This window comes from Streptomyces sp. MK7 (genome assembly GCF_032658145.1).
In the GTDB taxonomy this organism is placed as follows: domain Bacteria; phylum Actinomycetota; class Actinomycetes; order Streptomycetales; family Streptomycetaceae; genus Streptomyces; species Streptomyces spiralis.
The window spans coordinates 13,494-30,706 of the sequence record NZ_JAVACL010000063.1 but is presented as its reverse complement, the minus strand read 5'-3'; the positions used below and the strand labels follow the sequence as shown (position 1 = coordinate 30,706).

The 17,213-nt window shown below is 70.0% G+C and carries 13 protein-coding genes; 4 read left to right on the top strand and 9 right to left on the bottom strand.

Annotation, left to right across the window (positions count from 1 at the left end; all coding sequences use genetic code 11):
- Nucleotides 1-127 precede the first annotated feature (127 nt).
- The 9 genes from R2S09_RS36650 to R2S09_RS36610 form a co-directional block, all read right to left on the bottom strand.
- Complete coding sequence (locus R2S09_RS36650; protein ID WP_316745526.1) at nucleotides 128-409, bottom strand: DUF3892 domain-containing protein; 282 nt, start codon at nucleotides 407-409, stop codon at nucleotides 128-130.
- Between the two features lie 146 nt (nucleotides 410-555).
- Nucleotides 556-1,581: an ImmA/IrrE family metallo-endopeptidase gene (locus R2S09_RS36645; protein WP_316745525.1), complete on the bottom strand. Its 1,026-nt coding sequence runs from the start codon at nucleotides 1,579-1,581 to the stop codon at nucleotides 556-558.
- 9 nt (nucleotides 1,582-1,590) lie between these two features.
- The gene (locus R2S09_RS36640; RefSeq protein ID WP_316745524.1) at nucleotides 1,591-2,502 is read right to left on the bottom strand and encodes a hypothetical protein; all 912 of its coding nucleotides are present in this window, start codon (nucleotides 2,500-2,502) and stop codon (nucleotides 1,591-1,593) included.
- Between the two features lie 66 nt (nucleotides 2,503-2,568).
- Nucleotides 2,569-3,525: a hypothetical protein gene (locus R2S09_RS36635; RefSeq protein ID WP_316745523.1), complete on the bottom strand. Its 957-nt coding sequence runs from the start codon at nucleotides 3,523-3,525 to the stop codon at nucleotides 2,569-2,571.
- 814 nt (nucleotides 3,526-4,339) lie between these two features.
- Nucleotides 4,340-5,482, bottom strand: coding sequence for a Glu/Leu/Phe/Val dehydrogenase dimerization domain-containing protein (locus R2S09_RS36630; RefSeq protein WP_316745522.1), 1,143 nt, complete (start codon nucleotides 5,480-5,482; stop codon nucleotides 4,340-4,342).
- A gap of 26 nt (nucleotides 5,483-5,508) precedes the next feature.
- Nucleotides 5,509-8,415 (bottom strand): FAD-linked oxidase C-terminal domain-containing protein, encoded by a 2,907-nt coding sequence (locus R2S09_RS36625; protein WP_316745521.1) that lies wholly within the window; start codon nucleotides 8,413-8,415, stop codon nucleotides 5,509-5,511.
- 52 nt (nucleotides 8,416-8,467) lie between these two features.
- A complete protein-coding gene (locus R2S09_RS36620) occupies nucleotides 8,468-9,859 on the bottom strand; it encodes a VOC family protein (protein WP_316745520.1) in 1,392 nt (463 codons plus the stop codon).
- A 146-nt stretch (nucleotides 9,860-10,005) separates the two neighbouring features.
- The gene (locus tag R2S09_RS36615) at nucleotides 10,006-11,742 is read right to left on the bottom strand and encodes a hydantoinase B/oxoprolinase family protein (protein WP_316745519.1); all 1,737 of its coding nucleotides are present in this window, start codon (nucleotides 11,740-11,742) and stop codon (nucleotides 10,006-10,008) included.
- The gene (locus R2S09_RS36610; protein ID WP_316745518.1) at nucleotides 11,739-13,835 is read right to left on the bottom strand and encodes a hydantoinase/oxoprolinase family protein; all 2,097 of its coding nucleotides are present in this window, start codon (nucleotides 13,833-13,835) and stop codon (nucleotides 11,739-11,741) included. The genes R2S09_RS36615 and R2S09_RS36610 overlap by 4 nt, the downstream gene beginning before the upstream one ends.
- Nucleotides 13,836-14,024: 189 nt before the next feature.
- Here R2S09_RS36610 and R2S09_RS36605 point away from each other — a divergent pair, with 189 nt between their 5' ends.
- The 4 genes from R2S09_RS36605 (at nucleotide 14,025) to R2S09_RS36590 (ending at nucleotide 17,137) form a co-directional block, all read left to right on the top strand.
- Nucleotides 14,025-14,669, top strand: coding sequence for a GntR family transcriptional regulator (locus R2S09_RS36605; protein ID WP_316745517.1), 645 nt, complete (start codon nucleotides 14,025-14,027; stop codon nucleotides 14,667-14,669).
- A gap of 206 nt (nucleotides 14,670-14,875) precedes the next feature.
- Entirely contained in the window at nucleotides 14,876-16,135 is a 1,260-nt protein-coding gene (locus tag R2S09_RS36600; RefSeq protein WP_316745516.1) for an MFS transporter, read from the top strand.
- A 64-nt stretch (nucleotides 16,136-16,199) separates the two neighbouring features.
- Complete coding sequence (locus R2S09_RS36595) at nucleotides 16,200-16,577, top strand: hypothetical protein (RefSeq protein ID WP_316745515.1); 378 nt, start codon at nucleotides 16,200-16,202, stop codon at nucleotides 16,575-16,577.
- Nucleotides 16,578-16,792: 215 nt separating this feature from the next.
- Nucleotides 16,793-17,137, top strand: coding sequence for a hypothetical protein (locus R2S09_RS36590; protein ID WP_316745514.1), 345 nt, complete (start codon nucleotides 16,793-16,795; stop codon nucleotides 17,135-17,137).
- Nucleotides 17,138-17,213: the final 76 nt, after the last annotated feature.

Sequence of the window (17,213 nt, the reverse complement as noted above, 5' to 3'; positions counted from 1 at the left end):
TCGGCCCCGCCTGCGGACGCCGACCGCGACGGGCGCGTGCTGGCGCGGTCCGCGGGCAGCCGGGCCGCGCACGCCGGAGGTTCAGCGCGGCCCGGCTCGCCCGTTTTCGCCCGGGGGCCGGGCTTGTTCAGCGGCGGGGCAGGGCCAACAGGTTGTTGGTCCACACCCCGTCGGCGTGGGTCCGCAGGTACTTCTCGCCGAGCGGCGGGGTGACCACGGCGACCGTCGCCCGGTGTCCGCCTGCGTCGCTCGTGTACGCCTGGCCCTTTTCGTCCTCGATCCAGGTGACGATCTCCGCCCGGGTGTTGTCGCCGCTCTTGGCGGTCGCCGGGTTGGTCCACCACAGGCGGGTGATGTGCTGGTGCGTGGTGCCGCCGGACAGGCGGACCGCGGTGATCTTGATGGCCATCGTTGTCTTCTTCTGCCGGCCTCGTGCGACGGGGCCCCGGAGCCGGCGCCGGGGCCCGTCACCCCGGTGCGGGGTGCTTTGCCCGGGACGGACGACGTAACTCGCGGGTAGAGAAACGAGGGTGTCCTCAAGGGGCCTGCGGGACGTCAGGAGCAGTCGAGGCAGCGGTCGGCGCCGTCGGCGAACATCGCGGGCGGATGCAGGGTGAAGCATCCCGGGCACAGGCGTTCGGTCACGCGGGCCGGGCAGGCGCAGCGGCCGCATTCGGGACAGTTGGGGACGCGGCATGCGGAGCAGGCGGGTTCGAAGGAGCGGTACTCCTCGTCGCAGTGCTCGCAGATGTACTCGCGTGCCTGGGGGCCGGTGTCCTTCGTGGGGGGTGTGAAGGTGCGCCAGGGCGCCGAGTCGGTGACGAGGACGGCGACCAGGTAGCCGTCCATCGGTGCGGTCTGCGCATGCAGTTCCTGCCCCAGGATGCCGTCGCGGTAGCGGACCTGGGTGCGCCCGTTGGCACGGCCCTGGCCTGCCCGGGCCTGGGCAATGGTGGGAATGTCGCCCTGGAAGCTGCCCCGCCGGACCGGCGGGAGGCCGTGGGAGGCGGCGAAGGCGACCTGGCCGTCGGTGTCCAGGAGGAGGACGTGTCCGGGGGCGGGCAGGTGCTGAGCGGCGCGGACGCACACCGCCATGCGGGAGGCACCGCTGGCACGCCACAGTTCCACGATGTCGGGAGCGGTGGGCCCGTCGGCGGCCAGGTGACGCTCTACCAGCGGGGCTGGCAGCAGGATCTCGGCGGCGAACGCGTCGCAGGCCGCGTCCTCCAGCAGCACCCCGCCGTCGGGCTGGCCTGTGAAGGCGTCCATCAGGGCGAAGCTGTTCTGCTGCAGGTGGTGGCCCAGCTCGTGCAGGGCGGTGAAGTCCCGCCGGGCGTGGCTGGCGGAGTCGGCGACGATGACCTGAGAGGGCGGGCCGGGTTCGTAGGCACCGGCGACGCTGCACCGCGCGCCGGTCGCCGCCTCGGCAACGCGCCGGACAGTCAGCTCCGGCCAGGTCTGCATCTCAGCGAGAGCCCCCTGGGCCAGGCGCCGGGCCGCATCCGGCCGCTGTGTGTCCAGCTCCTGCATCATGGCGGCCGCCTGGGTGCGGGCGGCTGCCGCGAGCACGTAGTTGACCACGGCAACCCCCTACTGGCCCAGTCTCAGTTCGAAGTAGCCGTCCGTTCGCGCCGCCCAGTCCGTGTGTGTGCGGTCCTCCTGGCGGGCCGCCAGCGCGACAATGCCGTAGGCGGCACGCAGCCGTGCCCGGTGTTCGCCTTCCAGGTGCCGGGCGGCAAGGGCACGCACCTGGCTGCGGCGCAGCGGCCGGTTCAGCTCGGTGACCACAGCGGACGGCAGCGCGGGATTGGCGGCGAGGACCTCGTCCATACCCAGGCCGAGCAGGACGGCGAGCTTCTCGGCCTGGTCGGCGGTGAGGGGGTACTGCCCGCGCCACACCGGCAGGGCCTGGGCGGCTGGCAGCTCGAGCTGCGATCCGAGCTGCGCCACGGTGACACCGCGCTGCTGCAGCAGCTGCGGCAGCGCGCCGGATCCTTCCGGCACCCATCGCGCGGCGCTCAGCCTCGCCAAGGTGTCCACCAAAGCACCCCGGTACTCGGCATCCGCCGCGGCGGATGACAGCGGGGCGGAGCCCCATCGCGCCCCTCGCGGCGCGGTGTGCGGCAGATCGGGGTGCAGGGAGGCAGGCAGCGGCACCGTCAGCTGGCTGACCTGGCGGTCCAGCACATACCAGGGCAGCGGCTGTTTCAACCCCCACCACAGGGCGAGCGGCTGCTCCAGCGTGGAGGCCTCGGCGGCCAGCAGCAGCGTGCTGGCGTCGGCGTAGCGTTCCAGAGAGACCGGGATGGCGTGCACCGTGTCGTCGTCCACCGCCGTGATCACCAGCAGCTGGATGGTGCGCTCCCACACGGCCCGCCAGATCTGACCGGGTTCAGGATCCCGCGGCGGCGCGGTGGCGACCTCCCGGACGGCGTCGGGCACCTTCAGCCCGGCCGCGGCGGCCACCAGCCGTTCGTAGGCGCTGCTGTGGGCAGGGTTCATCCTGTTTCCCCCTCTCCTTGGCTGTGGTCCATCAGCGCATTCTCTTCCCACTCAGTACGGACGACGTCACAGGGGCGGTTCAGGGGGCGGCTCCGCACAGCGCCGCAGCAGTGCTCCCATGACTGCTGTCCGGTCGCTGTCCTGCGACAGGGCAAGCCGGAGCCTTGCCTTCAGGCCCGCCAGAACGGCCTCGGCCTGCGCCGGCCCGATTTCCAGCAGTTGCGCTGCATGATGGGCGTCTTCGTCCAGGTAGGGCAGCAGCAGGCGCTCGTTGGCGCTCAACCGCTCCCAGATGTCGGCAGCGCCAGCGGCCGCGGCGTCGGCCGCCGCAGCCGCCTCGACCGGGTCGGCCAGTGCCCCGTCGTCGGTGTAGAGAGGAGTGAAACGGGCCGATGACAGGAGCTCGAACCGGGACTCGAGGACCTTGGCCAGGTCCTCCTCCCGCACCGCCCCCCGCGCATGCCGCAGGACCTGCGTCAGGATGGCTATGAGGGCTCGGACCGTCTGCGCGGGAGTCGGGCCGGAATGGTTCCAGCGGGTGATCCCCACCCCACGTACCCGCCAGGCTTCGACGACAAGATCATCCGGATCGCCCTGCCAGACCGCGCCCTCAGGGTGTTCGCTCAGCATCCAACGCGGCGGGGAGCCAGGCGCCCGGCGGAAGGATGCGTCGGCGCCCATCAGCCGGGCGATGCGGCGCCGCAGCTTGCCCCGCGGGGTCTTCTTCGCCTCATCGATGAGGAAGTTCTTGATCGACGCGAGGAACAGCCGCTCCAGCGAAGCCTCGTCCGCGGCCTGGGCGAAGCAACTGGTCACGAACAACTGCCCCGCGCCCTCACGGGTCAGCATGGCCGTGATTACGTCGTAGGCCGCGTCATCACTCCACTCCGCATATCCCTCGGGCGGAGGAAACCCCGACGCCCGGCGGACCTGATGCACCAGACGCCGCAACAGCTGAAACGTCTCCGGCCCCAACTTGCCCGTCTGCAATAGCTCTTCGTACGCGCCACCCACTACCGGCACACCCCCGATCCACCCAGAACGTGTAGCCCCCCAGGCTCCCTGCCTGCATACACCTGTCGCCTCCCCACACCAGGCAACACGCGCCGATCGAACCAAGGAAGCACACCCGTAGCCCGTGAGCACCCTGACACCTCGCCAGGAACCGGGGCCGCCGAAGGCGTGGACAGTCCGATGAGCCGCCCACAGTGCGGGCCACCGCCGCCGCTCACGGCCACCGGGACGTACGGCTCCCGGCCCGCTCCCGCACCCGCGTTGAGGCGCCAGCCCTCGTCGGAGGGTCGAGCAAGCCATCACAACTACAGGCTGCGGACCCTTTTTCTTGGACCCCGGCCCCCTTGAACCCCTGCATGCTGCGCTGAACAGCACAACGTGCACCACGTCGACCGTCGCCCTGACCTGCACAAATGCCGCTAGAGCCATAGGGATTCCCGAGATATCTACGAGATTCCAGCCCATTAACGGACTCACAGCCCACAGCCCCGCGCACCACTGGCCATGAGTTCACCTATGGCAATCTGCGCTGTTCAGATGACACGACGCTCACGCCACGAAATCTCCAGCTCAGACCCGAGACAGCAGTTCACGGCCGTCTAGCGAACGAACGGAACCCAAGAACTCACACCGTGTGCCGGCCCAGGGCCAGGTGGAGTGGGAGGGCAGGGGCGCGGTGAGTGGACGGTAGACCACGCCGCGTGATGCCGCCCTCCTCGGCGATGGCGAGGGGGATGCTCAGCAGATGGAATCCAGCGCCGGGCACCAGCCGTCCGAAAGAACCGCAGCGACACTCACCGCCGTCCTGCACGCCTGCGGCGCCTCAGGGCATGCGTCCCTTGCTGTGCATGGCGGTGCGGACGCGTTCCTCGGCGAGGCTGCGACCGGCGCGGTGAGGAGTCGTGCCGCGGCGCTCCGCCTCCTCCATGACGGCGACGGCATTGGCGCGCAGTCGGTCGGAGATCGTCTGGAAGATGGTGGGGGTTTCGGGACGGAAACCGGAATAGCGGGCGTCCATGGCGAATGCGGCGGCGACAACGCCGCCCGCGTTGGCGACAAAGTCGGGCAGGACGGCGATGCCGCGCTGCGCGAGGATCTCCTGGGCCTGCGGAGAGGTGGGCAGGTTGGCGCCTTCCGTAACGAGTCTGGCTTTGATCTGGTGGGCAGTGTCGTCGTCGATGACATCCTGCAGGGCGGCGGGGACCAGGATGTCGCAATCGACGGTCAGTTCCCGACCGGGGGCGATGACGGCCCCTTGGGGGTGCTGGTTCACGAAGTCGTCGCCGTGCTCCTCGCGGGCGGTGAGCAGGGCCTGCACATCCAGGCCGCTGGGGTCGTAGAGTGCGCCTCTGGCGGTGGAGACGGCGACGACGGTGGCACCGAGCTGGGCGAACCGCGCGGCCGCGGCATGACCCACGGCGCCGAAGCCCTGAATGGCGACCCTGGAACCGCCCAGCGGCAGGCTCAGGTGCTGAGCGGCGGCGTCGGTCGCCTCGGCGACGCCGTAGCCGGTAACGCCGAGCTCGTCGTAGGCGACACCGCCGAGGTGTTCCGGGGTGCCGACAGCGGCGCCACGGTCGCCGAGCTCGTCCTGGATGATGGCCGCATCGTCCTCGGTCAGGCCCATGTCCAGCCCCATCACATAAGCGCGGGGCACCTCGTTGGACAGGGCACGTGCGAAGGCCCGCAGGATCGCCTCCTTGTCGGGGGAGGCCGGGTCGGCGACGATGCCGGCCTTCGCGCCGCCGTAGAAGAGGTCGACGCTCGCCCACTTCCACGTCATGACGCGGGCCAGGCGGGCCACCTCGTCCACGGTCACGTGAGGGCTCATGCGGGTGCCGCCCTTGCCCATACCGCGGGCGGTGTTGTCGATGACCAGGACGCCCTTCATACCGGTGCGCCGGTGGGAGACGACAACGATCTTCTCGGGTCCCCAGTCGTCAACCAGGGAGAGTGCGTCAGTCACGTGTGGTTCCTTGTCTGGGGTCGGATTCAGGCACTGGGACGGTGGGAGGCGAGAGCGCGGGCAATCAGCTCGGCAAGGTGGGTGCCGCGGCGGTCGGTCTGCTGGGCGATCTGCGTGCGGCAACTGAAGCCGTCGGCGAGGACAACGGTGTCGGGCGACGCTGCTCGCACGGCAGGCAGCAGGACCTGTTCGCCGGCGGCGACGGACACCTCGTAGTGGCCGCGCTCGAAACCGAAGTTGCCGGCCAGCCCGCAGCAGCCGGAATCCAAGCTGCTGTTGTCGACACCCATGGTCTGCAGCAGCGTGCTGTCAGCGCTGAAGCCGGAGGTGGCGTGCTGGTGACAGTGCGTCTGGCTGATCGATCGGGCTTCGATGCGCGGGGGCCGCCAGTCGGGTGCGTGGTGGACGAGGAGTTCGGCGAGGGTCACGGTGGTCTGGGCCAGGGCGCGGGCGTCGGCGTTGCCGTCGAGAAGTTCGGGCAGGTCGGACTTGAGGGCTGCGGTGCAGCTGGGCTCGAGGCCGACGACGGGCGTCCCGGCGCGTACGGCCGGAGCCAGTGCGGTGACGGTGCGCCCGGCGATGCGGCGGGCGATGCCGAGCTGCCCGGTGGTGATCCACGTCAGTCCACAGCACTGTGTGCCGTCGGGGACCTGAACGCGGAAGCCGGCGTGCTCCAGCACGGCCACTGCGGCCTTGAGGACCTCGGGGGTGAAGTGGTTGTTGAAGGAGTCGACCCACAGCATGACCGGTCCGCGGTGTCCGTCGCCATCGGGAGTGCGGGTGCGGAACCACGACAGGAAGGTCTGCTCGGCAAACCGCGGCATCTCCCGCTCCGCGGCGATGCCGCCCAGGCGTTTGATCAGCGGGGCGAGACGGGATGCGGTCAGCGCGTTGACCAGGCGCGGCACGCGGGCGACCAGGCGGGAGAGCAGGGGCAGCCAGCCCATCGTGTAGTGGGAGGCAGGCCGGATGCGTCCCTTGTAGTGATGGTGTAGGAATTCCGACTTGTAGGTGGCCACATCCACGCCGACCGGGCAGTCGGCACTGCACCCCTTGCAGGACAGGCACAGGTCGAGGGCGTCGCGGACCTCGGTGGATCGCCAGCCGTCGGTGATCACCTCGCCTTGGGTCATCTCGTACAGCAGGCGGGCACGGCCGCGGGTGGAGTCCTTCTCGTCCAGGGTGACCCGGTAGCTGGGGCACATGACGTCGCCGCGGTGGGCGGCGGTGCGGCACTTTCCGACGCCGACGCAGCGGCGGGTGGCCTTGGCGAAGGCGCCGTCGTCGGCGTGGAAGGGGAAGACGGTGGTCAGGGGCAGCGGGGTGCGGTGCGGGCTGACGCGCAGGTTTGTGTCGAGGGGTAGCGGTTGCACGATCATGCCGGGATTCAGGCCGTTGTCGGGGTCCCAGATGTTCTTGAACTGCTCGAACAGGGCGATGACGTCGGGCCCGTACATCACAGGCAGCAGCTCGGAGCGGGCCTGGCCGTCGCCGTGCTCGCCGGACAGGGAGCCGCCGTGCGCGGCGACTAGTTCGGCGGTGTCGGTGACGAAGGCGCGGAAGACGGCGGTGCCCTGCTCGGTGGTGAAGTCGAAGTTGATGCGCACGTGCAGGCAGCCCTCGCCGAAGTGCCCGTAGACGGCCCCTTGCAGTTGGTGCCGTTCCAGTAGTTCGGTGAAGCTGCGGAGGTACGGGCCGAGCCGCTCGGGCGGGACCGCCGCGTCCTCCCATCCGGGCCATGCCTCGGACCCGTCGGGCAGGCGGGTGGCCAGGCCCGCCCCGTCCTCGCGGATCCGCCACAGCCGGCGGGCGCGCACGGGGTCGGTGACAACCTCGCTGCCGGTGAACCCTGCTGCCTGCTCGGCTGCCGCGGTGAGTGCCCGGGCACGGTGGGGCAGTTCGTCCGCGGTCCCACCGAGTTCGGCAAATAGCCATGCCTGCGCGACGGGCAGGGTGTCGATCGCCGCACGGGTCTCGGGCCGGGTGACGATGTCGGTCAGCGCCTGGTCGAGCCCTTCCAGCGCCAGCAGCCGGTGGTCCAGCAGCGCGGGCACCGCGTCCGCCGCGGCGCAGGCGTCCCGGAAGCCGAGCACGACCAGGGCTCGCGCACGCGGCGGGGAGATGAGGCGGACGGTCGCCGAGAGGACGACCGCCAGCGTGCCCTCGCTGCCGACGAGAGCCTTGGCTAGGTTGAAGCGGCACTCGGGCAGCAGGTGCTCCAGCGCGTAGCCCGACACCTGGCGCGGAAACCGCCCCAGCTCGGTGCGCAGCATCGCCAGATTCTGCTGGGCGAGACGGTGCAGGGACGCGATGAGCCGGCCCCGGTCGCCGCCCGCGGCGACGGCCTCGTCGATCTCGTCCTGGGTCATCTCACCGAGCCGCACCACGGTGCCGCGGTAGGTGACCACTTCGAGTTCCACCACGTTGTCCGCGGTGCGGCCCCAGGCCACCGAATGGGTGCCGCAGGCGTTGTTGCCGATCATGCCGCCGAGGGTGCAGCGGCTGTGGGTGGACGGATCGGGACCGAACAGCAGGCCGTGCTCGGCGGCGGCCGTCTGCAGGTCGTCCAGGACGATGCCCGGCTGCACCGTCGCGGTACGGGCCCGCGGGTCCAGGGCGAGCAGCCGGTTGAAGTAGCGGGAGAAGTCGAGCACCACGCCGGAGCCGACGGCCTGCCCGGAGGTGCTGGTGCCCGCTCCGCGAGAGGTGACCGGCACGCCCAGCCGGCGGCACACGGCGAGCGCGTTGAGGACGTGCTCTCGCTCCCGGGGGAAGACCACCGCCAGCGGGACCTGCCGGTAGTTGGAGGCGTCGGCCGAGTACTGCGCCCGGCGGCCGGCGTCACCGGCGACCTCGCCGCAGTTTCCCCGGCCGAGGGCTTCGGTCACGGCTGCCGCATCGGGGCGGCCGAGGCCCTGCGCTGTCGTGGTCACTGTGCTCGCTCCTTCGTGCTCACTTGCGTCGTTCCTGCGCTCCGACCAGGTGTCAGCCGAGGGCGCCGTCGAGTTGCAGCTCGTCGGCGACCTGCGCGAGGGAGCGGTTCTGCTGCTGCTCGTAGAGGGCGAACGGATCCAGGACCTCGCGGCCGATGGCACCGGAGAGCCACTCGGCGTCGTAGGCGGTGCCCTCGTGGTCGTTGTTCCTGGAGCCCTCGCCGCTGAGATTGGACTGGAAGATGCCAGCCGCGGAGCGGGGCAGGAAGTCCTCGTAGACGATGGGCTCGGCACGCACCCAGCCCTGCTTGACCAGGTCGACGACGCCGGCGGGCGGGCGGCTTCCGTCCCGCGGTCGGTCGGGCGCTACCTGATGGGTGAAGTAGGCCTGGCCCTGGGCAAGGAGTTCCTGCTCGGTGCGGGGCATGTGCTGTTCCCACACGGTGCGGGCGAGTTCGCTTCGGTCCGCTTCGGGGTGGGCGGCCGCCTGCTGGTCGACGAGGGCGAGCAGGCGGTCGTAGAGGGTGCGTCCCTCGCGGGTGAGGGCGATGCCCCGGGCCTCGACTTCGCCGAAGCGTACCCGCAGGGCGCCGCTGATCACGGTGCCGTCCGGGGTGCGCAGGGCGCGGGGCTCGGCGAGGGCGCGGAAGGACGTCTGGCGCAGCAGGACGTCGGGGCCCTGCCAGGCCGGCGGGCCTTGAATGGTGTCGATCATCTCGATGCCGCGCTCGGTCATGCGCCGGTAGAGCTCATCAATGTCCAGCACGCGGGGGGTGAGGTGGTTGATGTGCGTGCTGCGGACGCCGCCGATGTCCGCGGCGACGGCGGAGATCCGCTCCAAGGTCTCGTACCAGGCCTTGTCGACGGGCTCGGCCGACAGCTCGAAGGCCTGCACGGCGAGCTGGAGGAAGCGCTCGGCGTCCTCCTGGGGCAGTTGCTTCTCCGCTTCGGCCCGGTCGGCGAGGGTGAGCAGTTCCGGGGGGAACAGTTCGCGGCCGGCGAGAAACGCCTCCAGTCGGGCGCGCAGGTCGGCGTCGAAGAACCGCGGGTCGGCGGTGGTGAGCATGGAGGTGAAGACACGGAAGGGATTGCGCGCCAGTTCCTCGGTGTCGATGGGCCGGAAGGCGGTCGAGACGACAGGAACCGCGCTGGCGGCGGCCTCACGCAGGTCGTAGAAGCCGACCGGGTGCATGCCCAGGGCGCCGAAGACACGGGCCACCTGCCGCAGCTCCTGCGGAGTGCCGACCCGGATGGCACCGTGGCGTTCGGCGGTCACCCGGCTGATGGACCCCAGGCGTTCGGCGTCGGCGCCCCGTGTGCGCAGGACGTCCTCGTTGACCTCGCGCGAGACGTCCACGAGCGTGGTGTAGGCAGGGACCTCCCGCCCGTACATGTCCGAGAGCCGCGCAGCAAATGCGGCGCGCAGCTGCCACTGGCTGATCATCGACAGGTTTCGCCTTTCAGTCGGGGAAAGTTCACCCACGTGCGCTTCGGAGCGGGCTTCGGTATCGGCCCGTGCCCCGGCCGGGTCTGCCAGCCGGGGCACGGGTGTGCCCATGGCGTGGGGAGCGGGAGTGTCGACCCGGCGGGTCAGTCGCGGGCCTGTACGACGCGGTAGGACGAGGGAGGCCGCACCATGGCATCGGGGTCTCCCATGTATTCGATGTGGACTCCGTAGTGCTCGCGGGCGGCCTCGCAGCTCACGTAGCCGTTGACGACATCGTCGAGTACGCGCTCGACCGGACGCGTCTTCGGGTCGCCGTGGCCGCCTCCGCCCGGAAACCTCAACTGGACCACGGAGTCGGGGGCGAGGCGTACCAGCTGCTTGCGGGGAAGGTGCTCCCCGGTGGTGGCGTCGGTGAACTCGCCCCGCGCGCCGGGCAGTCCGCCCAGTGTGCCCGGGGCGGGATGGTCGACGCGGTCGATGTTGGCGTTGACCGTCCATCCGTGTGTGCCACGGCGGCCGACCTGCACCACCTGTCCGAGGCCGCCGCGGTGCTCGCCGGGCCCGCCGGAGTCGGGGCGCAGCTCGCGCTGCCGCTGTACGAGCGGGGTGAGGGTCTCCAGTACCTCGGTGGGCGCCGCCCGTACGCCGGTGGGGAAACCGGTCGTGTTCAGGCCGTCTTTGCCCGGACGCCCGCCCGTTCCGCCGGCACCGAACACGGTGAGGGTGAACGGATGTGTCTCTCCCATGTCCCCGCCGCGCCACACGGTCATCCACAAAGCGTCGGAGCTGGTGGCCGGAAGCCCTCCGGGAACCGCCGGGCGGAGGGCGTCGAACAGGAGGCTGGGCAGGAAGTGCCCGACCAGGTGCCGGGAGGCGACCGGGGCGGGGTCGACGCAGTTCAGCACTGAGCCGCGGGGCGCGCTCACATGGACGGGACGGAACGAGCCGGCGTTGTGCGGGACCTCCGGCGCGAGCGCGGCCTTGATCGCGAAGGAGGTGTACGCCCTGGTGTAGTTGAGGACGACGTTCACGCCGTGCGGGGACTGGGGCGAGGAGCCGGTGTAGTCGATGTCGACGTGGTCTCCGTCGATCGTCACGGCGACCACGAGGTCGATCGGCTCTCCGTTGAACCCGTCGGACGTCAGCCGTGACTCGTAGCGGCCGTCGCGCAGTCCGCGCAGCGCGTTCCGCAGTGCCTTCTCGGAGCGGAGCATGATCTCGGCGGCGACGGCGTCGATGCTGTCGAGGCCGAACTCGTCCATCATCCTGCCGAGGCTGCGGGCCCCGACCTGATTGGCCGCCACCTGGGCGTAGATGTCGCCCATCGTCTCGTCGGGGGTGCGCACGTTGGCGCGGACGAGTTCCTCCAGGGGCTCGTTGGGCCCGGCGGCGGTGCGCAGTTTGAGGATGGGGAGCCGCAGTCCCTCCTCGAACACCTCCGTCGCCGCTGCGGACAGGATCCGTCCGCCGATGTCGGGCGAGTGGCAGCAGCTCGCAAACCACGCGATCAGCGTCCCGTCGCGGAAGACGGGGGTCGCGACCGTGATGTCGTTGATCTGGCCGGCCGTCATCCACGGATCGTTGGTGATCAGCACGTCGCCGTCCGCGAGTGCCTCGGGCGGATATTTCGCCACGATGTGCCTCATCCCGGTCGCCATCGCGTTGATGTGGCCCGGGGTGCCGCCGGAGGACTGGCCGATCATTTCGCCGCGGCTGTCGAACACGGCGCAGGCGAGGTCGAGGGATTCGCGTACCACGGGGCTGAAGGCAGTGTTCACCAGTGCGGCCTGCTGTTCGTCCAGCAGGGAGTGCAGCCGGTTGGCCACCAGTCCGACAACGACCGGGTCGACCGGGCGGCCGGAAGCGGAGGCAGTGGTCATCGGGTTCCTCCTGAAGTGAACTCGCCCAGGATGCTGCCGTCGTCGGTGACGGTGCAGCGGGCAGCGGGCGGGACCACGAGCGTCGACTCCCGTTCCTGCACCAGCGCCGGGCCTTCGATGGTGGTGCCGACGGCCAGCCGGTACCGGTCGTACACGGCTGTGGGCACGTAGCCCCCGGCTGCGGGGAAGTAGGCGTCGCGGTGCCCGACCAGGGCGCCCTCGGACTCAGCTGGGCGCGCCTGGCGCAGCCGGGCCCTCGGATCGGGGCCTCGGGATGCGACGCGCCAGGTCAGGATCTCGGTTTCGACCCCCACCGGGGCGACGGTGCCGAACCGCTGCCGGTACTGTTCGGCGAAGCTCTCGGCGAGGTCCTCCCTCCAGCGGCTCCCCAGCGGGGGCACCGGCACCTCGATCTCGCTGCCCTGCCCGACGAAGCGCATCTCCAGGGTGCGCTCGTGCGTGATGTCCCCGGCCGACATGCCGGAGCCGCACAGTATCCGGGTGCCCTCGCCCTCCAGCTCCCCGAAGATCTCCTCCAGGACGGCGAGTTCGACGGTGCCGAGCTGTGCGTGGCGCGAGCGGACGACGTCGATGGACATCGGCGCGGACAGGAAGCCCAGCGCGCTCAGGACCCCTGCGGCGGGGGGCACGACCACGGCCGGCGAGCCGAGTGCGACCGCCACTCCGGGGCCGTGCAGAGGGCCGTTGCCGCCGGAGACGAACATCGGCAGGCGCGTGGGATCCTGCCCCCGTTCGATCGCGTGGACACGGGCAGCGTTCGCCATGTTCTCGTTGGCCGTCGCGTGGATCCCCCACGCCGCCTCGGCCACGGTGATGCCGAGCCTTCGGGCGATCTGCTTGTCGATGGCGTCGGCCGCCGCCTCCACGTCCAGGGGCATGTCGCCGCCGAGGAAGTGGCCGGGGTCCAGGTAGCCGAGGACGACGTCGGCGTCGGTGACTGTGCAGTGCTCACCACCGCGGCCGTAGCTCACCGGGCCCGGTTCGGATCCGGCCGAGTCGGGGCCGACGGTGATCAGACCGAGTGAGTTGACTCTGGCGATCGAACCGCCGCCCGTGCCGATCTCGATCATGTCGATCACCGGAGCCCGAACGGGAAGACCGGACCCGGCGCGCAGCCGGTACACCCGGTCCACTTCGAAGGTGTGGGTGACCAGGGGGCGGCCGGCCTCGATGATGCAGAGTTTGGCGGTGGTGCCGCCCATGTCGAAGGCGATCTGGTCGGGCCGCTGCGCACTGCGGCCGAACGCGACGGCTCCCAGCGCGCCGCCGGCAGGGCCGGACTCCAGCATCCGGATCGGGAACTGCCGGGCGACGTCGATCGCTGCGACCCCGCCATTCGACAGCATGATCAAAGGGTCACTGCGCAGGCCGAGGCGTCGCAGACGGTCGCGGAGATCCTGCAGGTAGGTCTCGACGAGTTGCTGGACGTAGACGTTGGCCAGGGTGGTCGAGCTCCGCTCGTACTCACGGATCTCGGGGTTCACCTCACTGGACAGCGCCACGCGCAGCTCCGGCGCGGTGGCCTGAATGATCTCCCGGGTCTGCCGCTCGTGCTCGTTGTTGACATGGCTGTGCAGGAAGCACACCGCCACCGCCTGGACCCCGGCGGCCGACAGCTCGGCCGCGAGTTGCTTCACGACGGCGCCGTCGAGGGGAGTGTCGACCGTGCCGTCGGCGAGCACGCGTTCGCAGACGCCGAAGCGCAGGTGTCTGGGGACGAGGGGGCGGGGCAGTTCCAGATCGAGGTCGTAGAGCTCGTAGCGGTGCTCACGGCCCATCTCCACCACGTCGCGGAAGCCTTCGGTGGTGAGCAGCGCGGTTTTCGCACCACGGCGCTCGATCAGGGCGTTCGTCACCAAGGTGGTGCCGTGGACGAAGGTGGTGATGTCTGCCGCGTCGAGTCGGTGTGCTGCCAGGGTCTGACGCAGCACGGTCTCGACGGCGGCAGCAGGCTCGCTGTGGGTGGTGAGGGTCTTCCCGACGGCGACGATCCCGGAGTCGTCGAGGATCGCCATGTCTGTGAAAGTGCCACCGATGTCTACCCCGACACGCAGCGCGCGGGACTGGGTCATAGAAATCCTCCAGGGCCGGCTGAGAACGTGCGCGGCGCCTCTTGCTCGGTCATCGGCACGCCCGTCGGACGCTATATATCGTCCGACGATTTAGCAAGCGATCGTCGGACGAAAATTGCTAGACTCCGATTCCTCCCCCACCAGGGAGGGCGATCGGCCGCCGCTGTCGCGGCCACGAACGGAGCAGGAATGACGGATTCGGCCGGCACCGCGAGCCGCGTGGCGGACGCCCTGCGGGCACAGATCGTCTCCGGCGAGCTCAAGCCGGGAACGCGACTGTCCGAGGAACAGGTGAGGAAGGTCCACGGCGTTTCCCGCAGCACCCTCCGCGAGGCCTACCAGCGGCTCATCCGAGAGCGGCTGCTGGTCCACGAGCTGAGTCGCGGGGTCTTCGTCCGTCAGCTGTCCCGGGAGGACGTGGCCGATCTCTACCAGGTCCGGCGGATCGTCGAGTGCGCTGCGATACGGAGCATCCGGACCCTGACACCGTCCGGTCTGCGCAGGCTCTCCGCCACGATCTCCGACGGCCGCGCCGCCGCGGAGGAGTCGCGGTGGGACGCCGTCGCCGCCGCGAGCATCCGGTTCCACGAGGCGCTGGTGGCACTCGCGGGCAGCGACCGGCTGGACACGATGATGAGCGGCGTCCTGGCGGAGTTCCGGCTCGCCTACGCGCACATGAGCGACACCCGGGTCTACCACGCCGCCTACCTCGACAGGAACAGAGAGATCGCCGAGGCCCTGCGCTCGGGAAACATCGAGGAGGCAGCCACCCTGCTGGAGACCTACCTGACGGACTCCGAGGCGGCCCTCCTCGAGGACTATCCCGATCGATAACGCGAAGGTCATCGTCTGATGACGAGGATGTTTCGACGGAGAATCTCTTGCGCATTGTCAGACGATTCCCTACGGTCGCAGCACTGTCGACCGCGGCATATGCCCGCCCGTCCCCATCGGGAGTTCCTGTGAGCGCTGACCACAAGACCACCGCTCCTCCAGGGGCGAGCCCCCCTGAGACGCGACCAGTCCCCGACAGGTCCACGTTGCGCCGAGCAACCGCCGGAGCCACCATCGGCAGCGTCGTCGAATGGTTCGACGTGGCCGTGTACGGCTACCTGGCTGGCGTGCTGGGCAAGGTGTTCTTCCCTACCGGCGATCCCACCACCCAGCTGCTCAGCTCCTTCGCCGTGTTCGGAGTGGCCTTCGCAGTGAGGCCCCTGGGCGGCATCTTCTTCGGCGCGCTCGGTGACCGCATCGGCCGGCAGAAGACCCTGGCCCTGGTCATCATCTTGGTGTCGGTCGCCACTTTGTGCGTCGGCCTGCTGCCGTCGTACGCCTCGATCGGATTGCTCGCCCCTGTACTCCTGGTGGTCCTGCGGCTGATCCAGGGATTCTCCGCGGGCGGGGAGATGGGCGGCGCGTCCGCCTTCGTCGCCGAGTACTCACCGCCGAAGCGGCGCGGCTACCTGGTGAGTCTGGTGGAGATGGGCTGCATCCTCGGCTTCCTGTTCGGCTCGCTGGTCGTGCTGCTGCTGAACCTCTCCCTGACCTCACAGCAGATCCACGACTGGGGCTGGCGCATTCCGTTCCTGATGACCGCCCCGCTAGGACTCATCGGCCTCTACATCCGCAGCAAGCTGGAGGAGACCCCCGAGTTCACCGCGCTGCGCGCGGAGGGCAAGGTCGCCAAGCGCCCCCTGCGCGAGTCGATCACCAAGCACTGGCCGTCCATCCTCCGCACTGCCGGCTACGCGCTGTTCCAGAACGCCGCGCTGTACGTGATCCTCACCTTCATCCCGAGCTACCAGGAGAGCACGCTGGGCCACACGGCCACTCTCGCATCGGTCTCGTCGGTCGTCTCCATGGTCCTGGTGTGCCTGGTGATCCCGCTGATGGGCGCACTGTCCGACAGGGTCGGCAGAAGGCCCGTGCTCGGTGGGGCGTGCGTCCTGGCCCTGCTCTTCTCGTATCCGCTGTTCGTCATGATGGACTCGGGCAACGCCGTGCTCGCGGTGGTCGCGCACTGCGGTCTGGGACTGATCCTGGGAATCTTCCTCGGCCCGACCCTGGCCGCGATGAACGAACTGTTCAGCACCCGGGTGCGATACGGCGGGTTCTCCCTCGGCTACAACCTCTCGGTCTCCGCCTTCGGAGGCACCGCGCCCTTCCTCGTCACCTTCCTCGTGGCCGAGACAGGAATCGTCGCCTCCCCCGCGTTCTACGTCATGGCGAGCGCCGTCATCACCCTGGCGGTGGTCCTGGCAACCCGGGAAACCGCACCGCACAGGACCGGCGAGGCCTAGCGCGGCTGCTGCGTAACCTGTCTGGGGCAGTCCGCGAGCCACAGGGCAGGACTGACAGTGATGATTGCTGTGGCTCCGCCAGGAGGCCTGGCCCCAGGGCTGGCTGGCGCTTCCGCTGCCCTTGGATGGACTCGTCGGCCACCCGGGCGGAGCCACAGCGCACGTCGTCGACGAGTGGCTGCCGGTCAAGGACCGGCCTACCACCGCGGTCCTGGAATGGCACCAGGGTGCACCGATAGGACACCACTGGACGTACGACTCCCAGTCGAGCGCGGGCGACTGGCTGGGAACCAGCAGGTACTCGTGCTCGCTGTGCGTGTTCGCCTCGAAGCGCGACCTGCCGCTGGCCATAGCCTGGCGCCCCAGGCTCGCCGATCTATATGCGCTGGTCGAACGCGGCCGGGGCGGCACCTTCCGTCCGGACTGGCGCATCACGATCTGATCGAGGCCAGCCGCCGGCCCACCGCGCCGGGGCCCGACATCGTCTGCCCGAACTACGACCCCGACACCAACCTGCTGGAGCTTCAGGTCCGCTGCACCCTGCAGCAGCCGCCCTGCAAGGCAGTCGCCCTCGCTGCCCGCCAATGTCCGCCTGTGACGGCTGCATCTGACCACACACTCCCTCTTTCTCACCGCTTTCAAGGAGGGATACTGCTCATGATGACGACGACCACCCAGCGCCTCCTCGACCTCGCCGCCGCCGCACCGGCCAGCAACGACGCCGACCTGCTGCTGCTCCTGCGTGAGGCCAACGAGCTGTACCAGCAGGGCCTTGAGGACCTGCGCCAGATTGTCACAGCGCGCTTCGGCGGCTTGTCCACCGACGACCTCGTCGCAGCGACGGCCGCGGCCGACATGCCCGGCGAGGCTTCCCTGGACCGCGGCGAGCTGCTCCTGCTGCTGACCCTGGCCGAGTGGGAACTCACCCCGGCCGCCATGGCCTACTCGGAAATGGCTGAGGACGCTGCCCGCCGCGGCGTCTGCCTCCTCCCGGAGACATGAGGAAACAACCGACCGCCCGGAGAATCCCTGGGTGCCGGGCTGGACCCCCACCTCAAACTCCTGCCATTATGAGAAG

Bases quoted from the DNA above. Each gene is read 5' to 3' on its own strand.
- R2S09_RS36615 (WP_316745519.1), bottom strand. From the start codon at position 11,742: ATGACCACTGCCTCCGCTTCCGGCCGCCCGGTCGACCCGGTCGTTGTC.
- R2S09_RS36640 (WP_316745524.1), bottom strand. From the start codon at position 2,502: ATGAACCCTGCCCACAGCAGCGCCTACGAACGGCTGGTGGCCGCCGCG.
- R2S09_RS36605 (WP_316745517.1), top strand. From the start codon at position 14,025: ATGACGGATTCGGCCGGCACCGCGAGCCGCGTGGCGGACGCCCTGCGG.
- R2S09_RS36650 (WP_316745526.1), bottom strand. From the start codon at position 409: ATGGCCATCAAGATCACCGCGGTCCGCCTGTCCGGCGGCACCACGCAC.
- R2S09_RS36610 (WP_316745518.1), bottom strand. From the start codon at position 13,835: ATGACCCAGTCCCGCGCGCTGCGTGTCGGGGTAGACATCGGTGGCACT.
- R2S09_RS36620 (WP_316745520.1), bottom strand. From the start codon at position 9,859: ATGATCAGCCAGTGGCAGCTGCGCGCCGCATTTGCTGCGCGGCTCTCG.
- R2S09_RS36590 (WP_316745514.1), top strand. From the start codon at position 16,793: ATGATGACGACGACCACCCAGCGCCTCCTCGACCTCGCCGCCGCCGCA.